Source organism: Flavobacterium muglaense (assembly GCF_014305155.1).
GTDB lineage: Bacteria > Bacteroidota > Bacteroidia > Flavobacteriales > Flavobacteriaceae > Flavobacterium > Flavobacterium muglaense.
Genome location: NZ_JACRUK010000005.1, coordinates 48,778 through 68,058, shown reverse-complemented (window position 1 = coordinate 68,058; position 19,281 = coordinate 48,778). Strand labels below are relative to the sequence as shown.

Annotated in this window: 16 protein-coding genes; all 16 read right to left on the bottom strand. The window is 33.4% G+C overall.

The features are described 5' to 3' along the window. Nucleotides 1-17: 17 nt before the first annotated feature. The 16 genes from H8R24_RS03855 to H8R24_RS03780 all read right to left on the bottom strand — a co-directional run bounded on the left by H8R24_RS03855 (nt 18) and on the right by H8R24_RS03780 (nt 19,266). Nucleotides 18-929 carry a polysaccharide deacetylase family protein gene (locus H8R24_RS03855; RefSeq protein WP_187017243.1) on the bottom strand — a complete coding sequence of 304 codons (912 nt, stop codon included), beginning with the start codon at nt 927-929 and terminating at the stop codon, nt 18-20. Further along, entirely contained in the window at nt 926-1,978 is a 1,053-nt protein-coding gene (locus H8R24_RS03850; RefSeq protein WP_187017242.1) for a hypothetical protein, read from the bottom strand. The genes H8R24_RS03855 and H8R24_RS03850 overlap by 4 nt, the downstream gene beginning before the upstream one ends. Before the next feature lie 54 nt (nt 1,979-2,032). Then, entirely contained in the window at nt 2,033-3,502 is a 1,470-nt protein-coding gene (locus H8R24_RS03845; protein WP_187017241.1) for an oligosaccharide flippase family protein, read from the bottom strand. Nucleotides 3,503-3,516: 14 nt separating this feature from the next. Then, nucleotides 3,517-4,458, bottom strand: coding sequence for a glycosyltransferase family 2 protein (locus H8R24_RS03840; RefSeq protein ID WP_187017240.1), 942 nt, complete (start codon nt 4,456-4,458; stop codon nt 3,517-3,519). Nucleotides 4,459-5,083: 625 nt separating this feature from the next. Further along, the gene (locus tag H8R24_RS03835; protein WP_187017239.1) at nt 5,084-5,584 is read right to left on the bottom strand and encodes a GNAT family N-acetyltransferase; all 501 of its coding nucleotides are present in this window, start codon (nt 5,582-5,584) and stop codon (nt 5,084-5,086) included. A 6-nt stretch (nt 5,585-5,590) separates the two neighbouring features. After that, a complete protein-coding gene (locus H8R24_RS03830) occupies nt 5,591-6,661 on the bottom strand; it encodes a DegT/DnrJ/EryC1/StrS family aminotransferase (RefSeq protein ID WP_187017238.1) in 1,071 nt (356 codons plus the stop codon). Then, entirely contained in the window at nt 6,661-7,749 is a 1,089-nt protein-coding gene (locus H8R24_RS03825) for a DegT/DnrJ/EryC1/StrS family aminotransferase (RefSeq protein WP_187017237.1), read from the bottom strand. The genes H8R24_RS03830 and H8R24_RS03825 overlap by 1 nt, the downstream gene beginning before the upstream one ends. 8 nt (nt 7,750-7,757) lie before the next feature. Beyond that, on the bottom strand, nt 7,758-8,780 hold the full coding sequence (locus H8R24_RS03820; RefSeq protein WP_187017236.1) for a polysaccharide biosynthesis protein: 1,023 nt from the start codon (nt 8,778-8,780) through the stop codon (nt 7,758-7,760). A 3-nt stretch (nt 8,781-8,783) separates the two neighbouring features. Continuing rightward, nucleotides 8,784-10,004 (bottom strand): UDP-N-acetyl-D-mannosamine dehydrogenase, encoded by a 1,221-nt coding sequence (gene wecC / locus H8R24_RS03815; RefSeq protein ID WP_187017235.1) that lies wholly within the window; start codon nt 10,002-10,004, stop codon nt 8,784-8,786. A gap of 1 nt (nt 10,005) precedes the next feature. Further along, nucleotides 10,006-11,127: a non-hydrolyzing UDP-N-acetylglucosamine 2-epimerase gene (gene wecB / locus H8R24_RS03810; RefSeq protein ID WP_187017234.1), complete on the bottom strand. Its 1,122-nt coding sequence runs from the start codon at nt 11,125-11,127 to the stop codon at nt 10,006-10,008. A gap of 41 nt (nt 11,128-11,168) precedes the next feature. Continuing rightward, nucleotides 11,169-12,242: a Wzz/FepE/Etk N-terminal domain-containing protein gene (locus H8R24_RS03805; RefSeq protein ID WP_222617356.1), complete on the bottom strand. Its 1,074-nt coding sequence runs from the start codon at nt 12,240-12,242 to the stop codon at nt 11,169-11,171. A gap of 9 nt (nt 12,243-12,251) precedes the next feature. Further along, nucleotides 12,252-14,657: an SLBB domain-containing protein gene (locus tag H8R24_RS03800; RefSeq protein ID WP_187017233.1), complete on the bottom strand. Its 2,406-nt coding sequence runs from the start codon at nt 14,655-14,657 to the stop codon at nt 12,252-12,254. Nucleotides 14,658-14,995: 338 nt separating this feature from the next. Beyond that, on the bottom strand, nt 14,996-16,000 hold the full coding sequence (locus tag H8R24_RS03795; protein ID WP_187017232.1) for a mannose-1-phosphate guanylyltransferase: 1,005 nt from the start codon (nt 15,998-16,000) through the stop codon (nt 14,996-14,998). 36 nt (nt 16,001-16,036) lie between these two features. Continuing rightward, entirely contained in the window at nt 16,037-17,335 is a 1,299-nt protein-coding gene (locus tag H8R24_RS03790) for a nucleotide sugar dehydrogenase (RefSeq protein WP_187017231.1), read from the bottom strand. A gap of 5 nt (nt 17,336-17,340) precedes the next feature. After that, a complete protein-coding gene (locus H8R24_RS03785; RefSeq protein WP_187017230.1) occupies nt 17,341-17,808 on the bottom strand; it encodes a UpxY family transcription antiterminator in 468 nt (155 codons plus the stop codon). A 66-nt stretch (nt 17,809-17,874) separates the two neighbouring features. Further along, nucleotides 17,875-19,266, bottom strand: coding sequence for a UDP-glucose 6-dehydrogenase (locus H8R24_RS03780; RefSeq protein ID WP_187017229.1), 1,392 nt, complete (start codon nt 19,264-19,266; stop codon nt 17,875-17,877). Nucleotides 19,267-19,281: the final 15 nt, after the last annotated feature.

The window sequence follows — 19,281 nt, the reverse complement described above, 5'->3', positions numbered from 1 at the left end:
ATATTATACTTTTTTTACTATTCACCAATAAAAAAAGTCTCATATTTATTATTCTTAATAAAATCTATCCAGTTAATAAATTCTCTGCAAACAATAGTTTTTGTGTTAATAGTTTGAATAGAAGTTGATTTAAGTAATTTATTTAATATATTTTCAAAAAACAGAAATTTAATGTTATTTGTAAATAAACCATTGTGGTTTTCTCTAATCAATCTATTTAAATAAATTGAAAAACTATGAAAATTAATGTTAATATAATTTAAATCTCTAATACAATTTTCTACTGACGACAGTTTAAAAAAATCAGGTGATAAATTTACAATTTCAATTTTATTTTTAATTGATTTTATTCTAACAGAGGTCACAGGATATTCAATAATACCAGACTGGGTTTTGTACACTTCTGCTTCGAAAACCTCACCAGTTAGCATATCCAAATTAATCTTTTTTTCTTTTTGAAGTAAAGAACTATTTTTATAGCCTGCATCAACTAATGAATTATAATAGGAATCATTAGCACTAAACCCTCCCGGTCTAAATGACTCTACCTCTATGCCTTGGTTACTAAAAAAATCTTTTGCAAAAGTCAACAATTCAGTCTGCTGTGACTGATTGTATTTATTAAACGCATCATCTTTACATTCAAAACTGACGGGTAAATTAAAGGCATGAATGTGAGGCTCAATTTTAACATTCTCGTAAGCACTTAAACTATGTATTAACCATTTTACACATTCAGTGTATTCTTTTTGATCAATTCCTGCTTGTTTTGATGATAGGCTAATAAAAAATGTGGCTTTTAAATCCCTTTTTCGCAACTCCTCCGCCATATACATTGATGCCAAATACACACCCGCTAAATAATTTTCACTACGACTTATTCCCGAAACAATAGTTTCAATATCAACTGTTAAATATACTTTCTTCATGAAATTATGGCTCTTTTTATTGAAATAATCTTTGGTATTAAACTCTTAAAACTGCTATATACTTTTTTAAAAATAAAAAATTTAATATTGTTGTTCTTAAAATATACAGTCCTATAACTTTCCTTTAAAACTGGATTAAACATACTCTTGAAACGTTGTACTTCATCTGGACCGCCATACGAAATATCATAAAACGACAAATCCATACTTCTTGCAAGTAACATTCCTTCTAGTTGCAAAAAATAGCCCGTAAGCAAATCAGGACTGTTACGATAAACACCTCCCATTGTATAACTTAAAACATTACTAGATCTTTCTAGAAAAATGGCCCCTTGAATTGTATCATTATACCATGCGGAGATAACAAATGCTGTTTTGTTTTGAACACTTTCAATCACAAAATCCCTCATATCCTCCCAACTTCTTACATGATAGCCCTTCTTTTTTGCATTAGTTTCAAAACACAAATAAGCCTGCTTCAATTCATCCTCTGTTGTTGGGCACTGAGACACTAACCCTTTTCTACAAGAAGCTCTAACGTCCCTTCTCCCTCTTGGTAAAAAGGAATTGATTAATTCTTCTTTAGACAACCAGTCTTCATTTAACTTAAGATTAATTAAATTAGAATACCTCGGATTAGAAATATTAGTAAATATACGACCCTCAATACTTTTAAAAGAAGCATCCACCAACAAATCCATTGGAATCGTTATTTGAGAACTAAAAGCCCTTAATTCTTTCCCTCTATTTATAAATTGTTTAATAAACTCATTACTATCAAAAATGGTTTTTATGTTGCTACTCATAGTAGGCCCATAAGAACAAACGTATAATTTAAAAAAAGGTAGTGTAACTATTACATTAGCTGATCCAACTTGAATAGTATCACTTTCATCAACACATAATAATAATTCCCAATCCATTCCGTATTTTTCATAGGCTTTTACTCTATATATAGACTGAACAAATGAACTTGACTCGTCAGACAACATAAAATCATTCCATTTATCAATCCATTTTTTTTCTTTCGTATAAATCCAATTATTCATTCAAATACCCATTTTTAAAATCATTAAAATTATCTCTAACCCGAAAAGCAACTATCATTTAGATCTCATTTTTAAAAGATTAAAATTCAAATATTTCTTTGAAAAATAATAAGAGAAAAAACAGGACAAAACAAACATCAATCCTCCAGCTGAATATCGTATATATACATTTTCTTCCATACTTATAAAACTAGTAAGAAAAATAAAAAGTAATGCGAGTAATGCCGTTTTAACAAACAATTTTTCAAACCTAATTAAATACAGCTTCTTAACCGCGACTGTCATAAATACCATGTGAATAACTCCACCAAGAACCATTGAAATTCCCATGCCGATTAAACCGTAAAACTTAAAGAAAACAACATTTAAAACAAGCTCAATAACTCTATACACAATTGCTAAAATTGTAAAAAATTTAGTATTGTTTTTGGCTATCAAAATCAAATCAACTTGATTTGAAATTATAGTAATTAGAACACCATAGATACCAATTCTAATAAAGTTAATTATTGGATCAAATTCTTTGGAGTACAAAAGCGTAATCAGAAAAGGCAATACCATCAAAAATAAGACGATCAGTGGAAAAGAAATTAACAAACTTACTATTGATTGTTGATTCAATTCATTTTGCACTTTAGCATTATCATTATTAACCGCAGCGATCCTAGGGTAATAATCAGTGGTAAGAGCATTAATTATTACACTAAAATATCCAACCATAATTATTACACCTGCATTATAAAATCCTACAGACTGAAGCCCCCCTTCTTTACCAATATAGCTAGAAACCAAAAAAACAGATAATTGGCTAAGAAAAGTCGTGATAGACAAGGCAACACCCATTTTTACCATGGGTGTAGCTTTTTGAACTAATTCTCTTTTTGATAATTTTATTCTTCTGTATTCTATCTTACGAACATAATAATATGAAAATAAATATGCACATATTGGCGTTATAATTAAAACTGGAATAATACCTTCAATCTCAAATACTAAATATAAAGGTATAGAAATAAAAAGCCCCACTAGTGATCCAAAAACATTTGCTTTTGCCAATAATCTAAGATGCCTCATCCCTTTTAAAATAGCCAACTGACCCTCCCATAAAGTGATAAAAGCTACCGCTATAGACAACAACAAAAAACTCGTAGTGTACAAGTTATTACCAAAAGACCATTCACTTAACCATGGCGACAATACTGCTGTAATCACAAAACCAATAGCTGCTGTTATTACGATTATTTTTTGTGTAGCAATTATCGTTTTTGAAAAAGCTTCTATATCATTATTTTGATTAGCTTCCGAAATATCTCGAACCGCACTTTGTGAAATACCTAAACTCGTTCCCGTCTTTAACATTCCTATGGCAGAAGAAAAAAGACCAATCATACCGATCCCCGCAGAACCAAGAGTAACTGCAGCAACTTTATTTAGGACTACTTTTACAAGAATACTAAATGCCTGTACGAATGCAAAAAGAAAAGTACTCTTGAATATAACATCATAATTTTTATTTTCTGACATAAACTAAAGCTACCTTATTTTTGTAATTCTACGTCTTCGCTGGGTACCGAAAAACGATTGGGTTTCATATTCCCTAATAAGCCCATTACAGCTCCAAAAATTAACCAAAAATATTCTTTAATTTGATAAAAGTTCCCCTTAATTAGATTAATTAAAATCTTATATAAAGACCCAAACACATAAAATAAAAAAACATAGATTACTCTTAATAAACCATAATGCTTTTTAGCCACATAGACCTTATTTCTACCCGCCAAATACTTTGTATAGGGATCTCTTCTGTTTGTGTTCGTATCTTTATTAATATGTTGATGCCATGAAACTGCATCACTGATAGCCGCCAATGTGTATCCACTTTTTTTAGCTCTCAAACCCATATCAACTTCATCCGAATACATAAATAAATTATCATCCTGTAAACCCACATTCTCATAGAACTCTCTCTTTGAAAGATTCATACCGCCAGTTAAAGCCTCACAATAATGAATGTTTTCATTTATATTAGAATGAACTTTCCCTACACAATATGGAATCATTATCAAAGCTTTAGATATCGAACATCCAAAATCTTCAACAATCATAGAATCTTTAGTCAATAATATTGGAGCAATCATACCCAATTTAGCGTCAGAAAACAATCTTCTGTGCATTATTGTCGAGGCCCCTACTTTTAATCTTATGTCATTTCCAATTAACATTATTGCATCTACATCAGGTATAGAAAGCGCATACCTAATTCCATCATTATACGCTCCTGTACACCCACCGTTAGAAGTTCTGTATATAATGTGGGATCGACTAAATCCTTCTTGAAGCTTTTCTTTATATCCTTGTTCTGAATTATTATCTACGATTACATGAAGAAAAATTTCATTTTCATATTCTAAAAAATGTTCTTGCCATTCTTTATATTTGTAATCATCATTATACGTTATTGTTATAGCAGCTATCCTCACTTTTATCCTTTAATTATATTTTTCACACCTCAAAAATAATTTCTATATTCTTATCTTACAAAGCTCCTCACTTACCTACAAGCTATTCCTTTTCACCATTTAATCTACTGGGACTGTTTTTAAAATTTCCAAAGTATTACTATTTATTATTCAGAAAACTATTTCAAACAACTTAAACTTTGCCCTCAACTCAATTAAAATTATCCAAATATTCGTCATTCATAATAATATTACTCTTAGACAAACTAATTACAGAATTGACAACCTATACTTCATTCTTCAAAAAAAAAAATCTACAAAAAATAGATTTTTCAAAATTGTTAATTCAATCAAATTTTTTTTTAAAACTAACACCAAAAACCACATAGCACAAAAACACTTTTCTCTATAATTTATTCTTATTCTATAGGTCTAATCAATAAAATAATAACTTCTACAATCAAACTTGATTCGTAAATAACTCTTAGTCCTATCAAAACAAAATTTTGCCATCAAAATGATAAAAACTTGCCTGTTTAATATTAAATATCTTAAAAATTTTTAATTAAATATCACTACATACAGTTTTGCTAAACTAGAACTTGAATTTATAGGTCTATAAATTTCTATATTTTTTTTTCAATTATTAAAATAACCTTCCCGTATAATCTATATTATTAACATTCTCCTTAAAGTTAAAAATCATAGACTTAATCTCTATATTCTTTAAAACATTAGAATTATCACAATCCAAAATTGCCCATCCGTTTTTTGAATAAAATGAAATTAAATTCTGTTTACAAAATAAATACCCCGGAATATCTACAGAAACTAAAAAATCATTTAATTTTCTTACTATTTTACTTCCAAAACCACTCCCGTTTTTACTTGAACAAACATTTCCTATACCATATACGGACCATAAATTTCCGTTTATTAATAATCGAACATCTACTAAATTAAGATATGCAACCAATACATCATCATTGTATAGAAGAAAATGTAGATCATCTTCATATAAATTCTTCAAAATCCATTGCTTTTGACTACCTATACTATAATCCCCAAAAACAGATTTAATCTTACATACTTCTAACAATTCTTGTTCCGAAATATCCTTTTGCTTCACAATACTTAAGTACTCCATTGAATTTTACTTTTTCATCCAATCAAACCACCATCCACAAGGAATAGCTACAAATTGTTGTTTGAATTTATTTACTCCAACTAAATTAATTTTATTATTAAAAACAGAATAAATATTATTGTTAATATGTACCCCCGTGGCATAATAACCTCTTGATTTAAAATAGGCTATTGTTTCCTTACTATTTTCTGAAAGCGTACCAAAAACCCAGTAATTAGGTTGGCTATCCTTCATTATAACTAATGGGCTAACTTCAATATTATTTTGCAACTCATTTTGCCATTTTATAGCGTTCTGTTGTTGCTTTTTTAATAATTGATCAATACCTAACATTTGCTTTGTACCAATAAATGAATTTACTTCACTCATTAATCCCCCATATCCTTCTAATTGTATATCACAGTCAGGATTGATTTCTCCATCAGCTGTTCTGAATTGCGATCTATCTATACCATAATCTCTAATTAATACTGCCTTATCATATAAAGCTTTATCTTTAAATACTATAGCCCCTCCTTCAATTGTATTGGGCAATCGAACGGTCTGAAAAGAAAAAACAGTTAGATCTGTCCCTACATTCCCTAATCTTTCCCCTTTATATTCAGCACCAAAAGCCTCAATTCCATCATCAATAATAGGAATTCCATATTTTTCGCCTAAAGTATTAATAGCTGTAATATCTCCAACATATCCACAGAAATGATTGTGAAAAATAGCTTTAGTATTTTTAGTTATTTTAGATTCAACATCAGTAGGACATAGAGTTCCTGTTTCATGATTAATATCCGCCCAAATAACTTTTAATCCTTTTGTGGCAAAAGGTTGATTAGAAGCCAAACAACTCACAGGACTTGCTATTACCTCATCACCAAATTGCAACCCTAAAGTTGACAACACCACCTGCATAGCTGTATTATAAGAATTAATAGTCAAGATATAATTGCAACCTATAAATTCCTTCAACTGAGACTCAAATTGCTTGCCATATTTTCCAAAACCTAACTGTCCAGAATAAAGTATTTCATTTATTCCGGTAATTAAATTTTCCGGCATATAGGGTTTGTAAATTGGAATCATTACCAGCCTTGTTTTATTAAAGTTACTATTTTTTCTCTATCTTCATCTGAAACCCACCATCCACAAGGAAGATGCACCATTTTACTATAAAACAAATCTAAATTGGGTAATTTAGTTGGAAAATCATTCAAATAGGTATGCAAATCATTTCGCTTATGAAGTTCCGAAGCCATAATTCCATTCTCAGCCATCATTTTGACAAATCCATCACGATTATCTACTTTGATAGTATACAACCAATAAGATGGTTCTGAATCAGGATAATATTCGATCATTTCAACTCCTTTAACATCCTTAAGTTGCTCGTCAAAATACTGCCCATTTTCGATATATCTTTGAATAAGTTTTTCTATATTCTCCAATTGAATCAATCCAATGGTAGCATTCACATTATTCATGTGGTATTTGTAGCCTTGAAAAGTAATATCATTGTCTAAACGGCTTAATTTCTTATCTAAACCAAACCATCTTATCACCTTGCCTTTTTCATACAATTCCTTATCAGCAATTTGCAAAGCTCCACCGTCAATCGTTGTTAAATGTTTGATGGCTTGAAAAGAATAAACCGTAAACGGAAAATGATTTCCTGTTTTTTGGCCTTGGTATTTAGCCCCTAATGCATGAGCTGCATCTTCGATAACTGGAATATTATACTTTTCGGAAATCGCTTTAATTCCTTTTACATCTACTGGAATCCCTGCATAATCAACCACAATAATGGCTTTTGTCTTCGAGTTGATAGCATTTTCAATTGCAGCTGCCGAAATATTTCCTGTAGTAGCATCAACATCAGCCCATCTTACTTTAGCTCCTACCATTTTAATGGCGACATTGGTTGGTTCAGCCGTCAAAGCTGTACTAATTACCTCATCACCTTCTTTGACTCCTGCTAAAATCAAAGCAATATGCAAAGCTGCTGTTCCTGAATTTAAAGAAAGTGTATTTCCACCTCCAATATATTCTTCAAATTTTCTCTCAAATTCTTCAACTACTTCCCCTTGCGCGACATAGCCACTATACAAAACTTGCTCTAATCTTGGCATTAGAACTTCTCTAGGAGGAATGCTTGTTTTTATTAATGGAATCATAAAATAAATTATTTGGTATGTGAAGCTAATTCTTCTTGAACATATTCTAAGGTAAGCAATAATTTTTTCAACTCTTCAACATTCAATCGTTCCGTATTATCTGAATTATATTCCCCTTCAACTAATTTAGGTCCCTCTTCTTGAACATATTTTGTATAGTTAAGATCTCTAAAATCTGCAGGAACTCTATAAAATCTGCCTAAATCTTCAGCCTTTGACATTTCTTCTTTAGAACACAAAGTTTCATACATTTTCTCAGCATGTCTTTCCCCAATAATAACTATTTCATTATCGGCTTTAAATAGTTCTTTTAATGCTTGTGCTAAATCTTCAATTGTTGCTCCAGGCGATTTTTGCACAAAAATATCTCCTGGATTTCCATTCGCAAAAGCGAACATTACTAGTTCAACAGAATCATCTAATGACATCATAAAACGAGTCATTTTAGGATTTGTAATAGAAAGTGCTTTACCTTCCTTTATTTGTTTTATAAATAATGGAATAATCGAACCTCTTGAACACATTACATTTCCATAACGTGTTGCTGTATAAATAGCTTTGGTCTCTTTAACCCTTGAATCTCTTGCTTTAGACACTGCCATTTTTTCCATCATCGCTTTGGATATTCCCATTACGTTAATTGGATAAACTGCTTTATCAGTACTTAATACTACAACTCTCTGAACATTATTTCTGGCTGCTGCTTCTAATACATTTTCAGCTCCAAGAATATTCGTCTGAACAGCTTGCATTGGATAGAACTCACAAGAAGGAACTTGTTTTAATGCAGCTGCATGAAAAACAAAATCAACTCCTCGCATCGCATTATTAATACTATCAAAATCACGAACATCCCCAACAACAAAGTTTAACTTGTCATTTTTGTAGGCGATACGCATATCTTCTTGCTTTTTTTCATCTCTACTGAAAATTCTAATTTCTTTTAAGTCTGAATTTAAAAAACCTTTCAACATAGCGTTACCAAAAGACCCGGTTCCTCCAGTTATTAATAATATTTTATTTTTAAACATATTCTAATTATTTAAATTTAAGACTCCACAAAAATCTAGAACAATTTTCGACTCGTCTATATTAAGCTTTTTAAATTCATTATGTGCCACCAAAAACACTACAATATCTGCTTTATCAACAGCTTCATCAACAGGCGTTAATTTAAAAACTTTATGATCCTGGATATTAGGCTCTACAATAAAACAACTATCGTCATGCGAATCTTGCAATATACGCTGCGCTATATACTTTGCAGGAGACTCTCTTAAATCATCAATATTGGGCTTAAAAGCCAACCCCATGATAGCAACACTAGCTTTTCGTCCGTGTTTTAATTGAAACTCCAGTTTTGCTGATTTAACTTTCTCTGCACACCAAAACGACTTATAGTTATTAATCTCTCTTGCTTTTCCGATAATTTGAGATTCTAAAGGATAATCGGCTACAATAAAATAAGGATCAACTGCAATACAGTGACCACCCACTCCACAACCTGGTTGCAAAATATTTACTCTTGGATGTTTATTTGCCAAACGAATAAGTTCCCATACATTTATATCTGCTTTGTCGCAAATAAGCGACAATTCATTGGCAAAAGCTATCTGAACATCACGTGAGGAATTTTCAGTTAGCTTGCACATTTCAGCTGTCCTAGCATTAGTTTGATGCAATTCTCCTTTTACAAATTGACTATAAAATGCTATAGCTTTCTGAGTTGACAAGTCGTCAACCCCCCCAATCACTCGATCATTATATACTAATTCATGCATTACATTCCCCGGTAAAACACGTTCAGGACAATACGCTATGTAAAGTTTATCCCGTAACTCCGGACGTTCACTATAAATAAAGCGCATCATTTTTTCAGTTGTACCAATAGGTGAAGTTGATTCAATAATATATAAATCACCTTCTTTCAACAACGGTATAATAGCTTTTGTCGCAGCTTCGACAAACGAAATATCAGGCTCATTTTTTGCCTTAAAAGGAGTTGGAACCACGATCAAATACGCATCTGCTACTATAGGTGTTGTTGCTGCTTTTAAGAATCCTTTTGAAACTGCTGTAGCAACGGCTTCGTCTAAACTTGGCTCTACAATGTGTATTTTACCAGCATTAATAATTTCTACAACTTCTGGGTTTATATCAACACCATGCACATGTATACCATTATTAGCTATAAGCGCTGCTGTGGGCAAACCTATGTATCCCAAACCAATCATTACTACACTTTCGTTGTTCATATTATCTATTTATAAAGATTATGTGTTCTACTATACGCTCACAAGCCTTCCCGTCTCCGTAAGGATTGTGTAAAGCACTCATTTCTTGATATTTCTGTATGTTTACTAATAGGTCATTACATTCTTGTACAATTTTTTCTTTATCAGTACCTACAAGAATTACTGTTCCTGCATCAACAGCCTCAGGGCGTTCTGTTGTGTCACGCATCACCAAAACAGGTTTTCCTAAACTTGGTGCTTCCTCTTGTACACCTCCTGAGTCAGTGATTATTAAATAAGATTCATTCATCAACCACACAAAAGCTGGATATGCTAATGGATCAATTAAATGAATAGCATTAACTCCCCCTAAAATTTTGTAAACAGGTTCTTTTACATTAGGATTTAAATGAACTGGATAAATAATCTGTACATCTTCATTTTTTAAAGCAATTTCTTTTAATGCTTCGCAGATATTGATAAATCCTTGTCCATGATTTTCTCGTCTATGACCTGTAACTAGAATTAATTTTTTTGATTTATCTACAATAGTCTTAAGTTTTTCTATTTCAATATTTTCAATACTATGTACTTTTACCGAACTTTCTAATAAAGCATCAATAACAGTATTTCCTGTGATAACTATTGTGTCTTCTGCAATGTTTTCCTGCAATAAATTTTCCTTTGATTTAGTAGTTGGCGCAAAATGATAATCAGCTATTCGACTCGCTACTTGTCGGTTCATTTCTTCAGGAAAAGGCGAATATTTATTATTTGTGCGTAAACCGGCTTCCACATGACAAACTTTTGCTCCAGCATAAAAAGATGCTATACTAGCTGCCATCGTCGTAGTCGTATCCCCATGTACATAAACATAATCTGGTTTAAATTCCTCTAATACTGATTTTAATCCTAAGATAATATCCGATGTTAAAGAAAATAAATTTTGATTAGGTTTCATTAAATCTAAATCAAAATCCGGTTCGATATCAAAAAAATCCAAAACTTGATCTAGCATTTCCCTATGTTGAGCAGTAACGCAAACTTTAGTATCGAATCCCGTTTGTTTTTGAAATTCTTTTACTAAAGGAGCCATTTTAATTGCTTCTGGCCTGGTTCCAAAAATGATTAAATTTTTTATCATTATGATTTTTAAAGTAATAATTAAACATTAAGCTCCTACCCCTATACTAATTCTCTTAAAATTCGTTTCACAATCAGTACTAAAACCAATAAAAAACCAGCAGTAAAACCACCCAACAAAATTCCATTTGCTTTACCAAATTTCTCTTTTGGCAAGGGCAAAATTGGTCCATCAATAACCTGAATCAGCGGCGTTTCCTTACGTAAAGTAACCTTAGCTAACTCGGATTGTTTTACTAACTCTGTTAATATCGCAGTATTTGCCTGAACATCAACTTGCCTGCGAGCAGAAGGGGCGCGACGCACATTTAAAGCTGGATTTAAATTAAAAGTATTATCATTAGCAACCGCTACTCCAGTAATAGCCCCATTTAGTTCACCTCGAATGGAGTCTGTCTGCCTCTCAAGAATGTCCATATTCATACGAGCTTTTTTGCTTTTAGTAGCAACATAAAAATCAGATACCTCTCTCACTAGAGCTTCCGTAAAATATTTGGCAAACAATTCATCCGTCGAATGCACATCAATAGTTACAATAGCAATTTTTTTATCTTTTTGGTCGACTGACAAGGAATTTTTATACAAATTCTCATAGATCACTCCCAAAATACTATCGTGTACTCTAGTAAAATACTTTCTTTTTGTTTCGGGTAAAAATTGAATATTTTTATATTTGGGATTATCGTTCCAACTATCTCTCCAATCACTGTTTTGAATATACATTTCAGCTAAAGAAACCACTTTACCATTTAATCTAACTGGTGATAGCAAAGTCTCTTCAACCATAACACGCGACTTGAACAACTCTGTTAGATTTGAGCCAGTAAAAATACTACCACCTCCACCACCAACGTCCAAACCTAATGAACTAGCCAAACCCAAAGCACTACCTAATCCACCACCAGACTTCTCGTCTTCTAATGCAAAAGACAAACTAGCAGTGTATACGGGTTTTTTCACGAATGAATACACCAAACCTAAAGAAGCCCCTACGAATATTGCCAAAATGATAATTTTCCAATGCACCAACAAGTAGAGATACCACTCCTTTGTTTTTTGCATCAATTCTTTAACAGATAATTCGTCTTTTTCTATATTTTTATTCTCAATATTCATTTATAGGTATTATTTAAAAGCCGTCACAATTAATAAGGCTAAACTAGCAATCACACTCCCAATACTCACGTACTCTCCCGTGCTCATCTTCTTCACTTCCGGCTTTTCAGGTACAATAATTTGCGCCCCTGGTGTCACTTTTGGATACGATTTTACAAACATAAACGAATGTGTAACCGCCGCTTTACCATTAGGGTAAATAATATACGCTTTTTTTCGCCAGCCTTTACTATCTAAACCACCAACCGCATCTAAATAATAATTGAATCCTTTACCTTTATTAAACGGAATCTCCGAAGTTAATAATACATTTCCAGTAACTTTTACCCCTTCGTTAAAATCTGCTATTTCTATTATATCCCCAGGAAAAAGAGTAACATTCGTACTACTTCTTTGATCTTTCACAATTGACTTCCAATCTACTGGGATAATTGCATATTTTAAATCTTCTTTTAATTTCTTTTCCAACTTGTTTTGGATACTGTCTTTTTTACCCAAATTCAAGTCCACGCTCTCCAGTTCTTCAATTTGCTTTGCTTTGATGGGTCTCTTGATCTTTACCCCATCAATATTAGCCAGAGATGTTAATCCACCTGCTCTTTCGATAATATCATACACCCTTGCCTTTTTACTAGCTAGCACGTACTTCCCTGCGTAATGTACGGCCCCAGTTACCGCAACCATTTCTGGTTTTTCATACACTGCCATCTTGCGAATGTTCACTACATCAAAAGGACTTAATTTAAAATTTTTGGACTGTTCGTTATTTTCAGGCGTAATATCAATATTGAACAATTCTGCTTTATTGGGATTGGTGTTATCAATTTCTTCTGAAATTAACATTCTTGCTATTTCGACTCTCTTAGAAGCCGAACCAGTTAAACCACCAGCTTCAACTAACAAATCGTTTAATGTAAGGCCTTCATAAAACCTATACGTACCAGGGTTTTTAATTTCTCCATCAATGATTACTTTAAAGACCTCTACAAAACCCAAAATAGAATAGACCGTTAAAACATCCTCTTTGTTCAACACCAAATTTGCTTCCATATCTCCAGTAAGTGCTTTGTCTAAATCAACATGGAGAACCTCAGTCGTTAAGTCGCCTTTTAATCTTGTAACACGCGCTCTTTTGCCATAAGCATCTTCTTTTAACCCATCGGCTTTTTTTACTAAATCCGAAATACGCATTCCAGTATAAAAAGAATAGGTATCCGGTCTAAAAACTGCTCCCTCAATTTTGATACGATTTTCAAAACGATTCAAAATTCTTGTAATTCTAAAAACATCTCCTGACTGTGGCAAATACGTTTTAAAATCAGCTTGCTTAATGTCTGTTACTTTGAATTCCTTAGCCGTTTTTTGAATTACATTTATAGAAGCGGTATAAGCCAACTCGTTAAACCCAGAGGCAAACGATAATAAAGATTGAAAACTCTCCCCTTTTTTCAATTCGAAAATACCCGGACGTTTCACTTCACCCTCTAGTGTTACTCTATTCAAATAAGCTGGAATTCGAATCACATCATTGTCTTTCAAACCAATATTAGCAGACTGATCTCCTTTGACTAAGAAATCATAGATATCCACATATTTATAAACCTTATTGTTACGGATCAACTCAATATTACGGTAACTTCCATTAACAGCTGGCCCACCAGCTACATGCAAAGCATTATAAACAGTAGCCAAAGAAGAAACGGAATAATTTCCCGGCTGTTTGGCTCCTATAATCGTCACCTTAATAGTACGTATTTGACTCAAGCTTACACTTACTTGCGATTGCCCTGAAGCAACTGTACTATACACTCCTGCAATAGCTCCTTTTATTTTTTGAGTAGCTGCTTCTATGGTCATCCCAGAAACCGCTAATTGCCCTACATAATCAATTGCAATTCTACCTTCAACCGAAACAGGAACACTAGCAGAGTACTGTTGCACCCCGTATACACTAATTTGCAGTTCATCACCAGGTCCTAATACATAATTAACAGGCGTAGCTAGCTTTAAATCGGCTGTGAAATCCAACGTAGGATTATCAAATAACTCAGAACCAAAAACTAAGGCATTGGCTTCGTCTTTTACTTTAATGTTTGTCTCCAGAACTTGTTTGCGTCCGCCGTTTGGCGTGCTAGTCGTTTGACTTCCACTAGCAACAGACTTAGCGCTGAGTCTCGCTTTCAATTTAGCTACATTAGCTGCTGTCATTCCTTTGGACAACAACATTGGCTCTGCCTGCTCAATAGTCATGTTATTGGTCTTTAGCTGTGCTTGAATCTTAGCCAAATCGGCCTCAGAAAGATTATCCACATTAACCGAACTTACATCCTTTGCTTGCAATAGATCTTGAGCCTTTGTTTGAGGTGCCATTAAAAGAGCTCCTAAAAGCGCAAAAGCAAAAATTACATTTTTCATACTACTATACTATATTTATCTGTTTACTATCATAAACCTTTACTGATAGCAACGGCTTCGCCGCAGTAAACCCCATTAAATCGGGATTTACACACTTTATTTATTATTACACTTTATACAACCGATTCAAAATCACTTAAAAACGCTGCGGTTGATTTTTGGCAAATATAGAAAAAAAGAAATCCTAAATGAAGTTTAAAAGGAATCAAAAAGAATCATCTAAAAACCAAAGCTCTTTACACATTGAAAAACAATGGATTAAAACCTAAAATATCACCTAATTTGGTTAGAGCAATCCATTCCAATTTCACCAATTAAATCTGGAAGAAAAATCACACTTACTCTAACAATTCAGGTATTTCACGCTCCAATGTTCCATACAAACTTTTCACATCTTGTGAAAACTCCTTTTGAAGAATCAAATGAGCAGTATCGGTATAGATAAAAATAGTATCTTTCATTCCAATAAACGCTGTATACTTATCCGTACCTATGACCATATTCCTGTGTTTATCAACTGGATGCCCTATAGTGACCAAATAATCATATACCGATTCAAAAGACCCTAAGTCAGACCAGACAAATTCCGAAGCAACTACTTTTATCTTTTTACTTTTTTCCATTACTGCATAATCGACACTGATAGAAGGGATTTCCAGAGAAGCCTCCAGATCCACAATACCATTTACACTTTTCTCCCAAGCTATTTTCGATTTTTCATAAACAGCAGGAGCGTATAATTTTAATTCTTCTAAAAAGACAGCGGCTTTGAAACAAAACATTCCGCTATTCCATAGAAAATTTCCTTTGGCAATAAAATCAGCAGCGGTTACTTGATTTGGTTTTTCTCTAAAAGAAATTACATCATCTCCTTTTCTTTCGATATAGCCATACCCAATTTCTGGTTTTGTAGGTACAATTCCAAAAGTCACAATATAACCCTGAGAAGCCATATCCGTTGCTTGACTAATAGCTTGCTTATAACTAGCCATATTATCAATAATATGATCTGAAGGCGTTACAATTAATATATCATCAGCAGCAGATCCAAAAGCAGCAAAAGCAATAGCTGCAGCCGTATTTCTAGGCGTAGACTCGATAATATCTACATAATTAGTATTGGTTTTGTTTAAAATAGCCTTACTTAAATGGCAATTGTCAATATTTCCAACCACCATTATTTTAGTCGCAATATCCCTATTCCTATTAACTGTTAACTCAAATAACGATCTACCATCAAAAATATCCAAATATTGTTTGGGTCTGCTTTTACGAGACAAAGGCCACAATCTACTTCCCACTCCTCCTGTAAGGATAACATGTGTAATTGATTTACTTTCCATATTTTATTTTTTTAAATTCGTATCTATTTACTTTATTTACAATCTACCTCCAGCTTGATCCCCTAACACTCCTTTTACATCATATAAAAGACCTAAAGGATGCATCAATTGAGAAAAATCTAAATCTAAAAACACTTTATGCGCCACTCCCAAAACCACTGCATCATATTTATCAGTAGGTATAGCATTAGTCATTTTTAATTGATACTCCTCCCATACCGTTTCAGGATTAGCCAAAGGATCATAAATACTTACTTCAATGCCATAATCAGACAAGGCAGTAATGACATCAACCACCTTAGTATTGCGCACATCAGGACAATTTTCTTTAAAGGTGATTCCTAACATCAGGATCGTTGCACCATTAATCGAAATCCCTTTTTTAATCATCAGCTTTACAATTTGCGAAGCGATATACGATCCCATACTATCATTTAACCGTCTTCCTGCCAAAATAATCTCCGGATGATATCCTAGTTCCTGGGCTTTTTGAGCCAAATAATACGGATCAACACCGATGCAATGACCGCCAACCAAACCCGGTTTAAAAGGCAAAAAATTCCACTTGGTAGCTGCTGCTTCCAAAACGGCAGTGGTATCGATATTCATAAGATTAAAAATCTTAGCCAATTCATTCACAAAAGCAATATTAATATCACGTTGCGAATTTTCGATCACCTTAGCCGCTTCAGCTACCTTTATTGAAGGAGCCAAATGCGTTCCAGCGGTAATCACACTGTTATAAAGCGCATCAACTGCTCGACCTACCTCTGGAGTAGAGCCTGCAGTGATTTTTAAAATTTTATCTACCGTATGCTCTTTATCACCTGGATTAATACGTTCCGGCGAATAGCCCACAAAAAAATCGACATTAAATTTTAATCCCGATACTTTTTCTAAAACAGGTACACACTCTTCTTCTGTAACCCCAGGATAGACGGTAGATTCGTAAATCACAGTATCTCCTTTTTTCAATACGCTCCCAACGGTTTCGGACGACTTATACAAAGGAGTCAAATCTGGTCGATTGTTTTTATCAACAGGCGTAGGAACGGTAACAATAAAATAAGTACACTCTTTTATATCCGAGCTATCAGACGAGCAAAACAAACCATTTGCTGGATGGGCGTCCAAAACTGGATTCGATTCTAAAAGCACCGCTTTCAAAACCGATTCTACCAGCTCAAAGGTGGTATCCTTTCCCGCTCTTAATTCTGATATTCTTTTTGTATTAATATCAAAACCCACTACGGGATATTTTGTAGCAAACAATCTAGCTAATGGCAAACCCACATAACCCAGACCTATAATTGCTATTTTTGAACTGACACTCATTCTATTTATCTATTATATTTAATTTTTAACACACAACCCAGGTTTTCTAAAACCAGTGAATAATGGTTGCTACTTATTTCTTGAACCACTGCTTGCTGAGACGCAAATGGTCCAGAATCTAGCGTAATTCGATCTCCTACTTTCACCGTATCAACCAATACTTCGTACTCATCCGAGGCATCCAACCATTTTTTAATGGTATTGATTTCGTCATCCTTTACAATAGCTGGTTTTCCCAACCAAAATAAATAGCGAACAACTCCCGCTGATTCAAAAACAACATTGCGATCTTTTTCTTCCAAACGTACGAAAACATACGAATTAAAAAGAGGTACTTCTACTTTTTTCTTTCTATCCGTCCATTGCCTTATTTGAATCGTCAGTGGACAGTAACATTCAATATTGTTTTTTAATAATTGTTCTGCTACTTTTTTCTCCCATTTCGGTTTTGTATAAACTACATACCAATTCATCTGCATTGTTTTAAACATTTATATCTTTAAAGCCCTTTATTTGTCCTAAACAGTACTATACAACTACTAAGAACCAATGGCTTGGTATATAAATCCTATGTTTTTTAATTCTTGTCCGTTCAAAATATTTCTTCCATCGAAAATGAAAGCAGGCTTCTGCATGCCATCATAAATTCTTTGCCAATCGTATTCTTTAAATTCATCCCATTCGGTCAAAACAGCAATAGCATGTGCGCCTTTACACCCTTCATAAGGATCTTCAACTGCCGCAATCAAAGCCTTATTTTGATCTAATGTTCTTGTTTCTAAATAATCTAAATCGGCTAAAATCTTCTTTTCAGAAACCTTGGGATCAAACACCACAATTTGTGCTTGTTCACTCATCAAATCGTCTGCCACATAAATTGCCGCTGATTCTCTGGTATCATTCGTATCTTTCTTGAAAGCCCATCCTAAAAACGTGATTTTCTTTCCGGATACTGTATTGTATAATGTTTGAACTATTTTATTAGAAAAACGTCTTTTTTGATAATCGTTCATGATAATGACTTGCTCCCAATAATCGGCTACTTCATTTAAACCATACGATTTAGCTATATACACTAGATTCAAGATGTCTTTTTGAAAACAAGAACCACCAAAACCTACTGAAGCTTTCAAAAACTTTGAACCGATGCGGCTATCCATTCCAATAGCTTTTGCTACCTGATTGACATCAGCACCTGTTTTCTCGCACAACTCTGACATTGCATTTATAGACGAAATACGTTGCGCCAAAAAAGCATTAGCAGTCAGCTTTGACAATTCTGACGACCAAACATTAGTAGTCAAAATTTTATCGGCAGCAACCCAATTCGCATACACGCTGACTAGCGCATTAATTGCTTTTTGCCCTTCAACAGATTCATCCCCACCAATTAATATTCGATCAGGATCCAATAAATCGCTCACTGCAGTTCCTTCGGCCAAAAACTCAGGATTGGACAGAATTTGAAACTGTACTCCATTTCCTGTATTGTCCAGTATGCTTTTAATAGCTTCGGCAGTTCGTACCGGTAGCGTCGATTTTTCGACCACAATTTTATCTTCTTTCGCTACTCTAGCAATTTGTCTCGCACATAATTCAATATACTTCAAATCAGCAGCCATCCCTTTCCCTTTTCCATAGGTTTTAGTAGGCGTGTTTACCGATATAAAAATAACCTGAGCCTCATCGATCGCTTTATCTACATCAGTAGAAAAAAACAAATTTCGCCCTCTTGCCTCACCAACAACTTCTGCCAGCCCTGGCTCGTAAATAGGAATATTTTTAACATCTTGATCATTCCAAGCCGCAATTCTTTCTTGATTCAAATCAACAACTGTAACCTGTATATGAGGGCATTTTTGTGCAATCACAGCCATTGTAGGACCTCCTACATAACCAGCTCCGATGCAACAAATTTTTGTAATTTTCATTTATTCTATTTTATT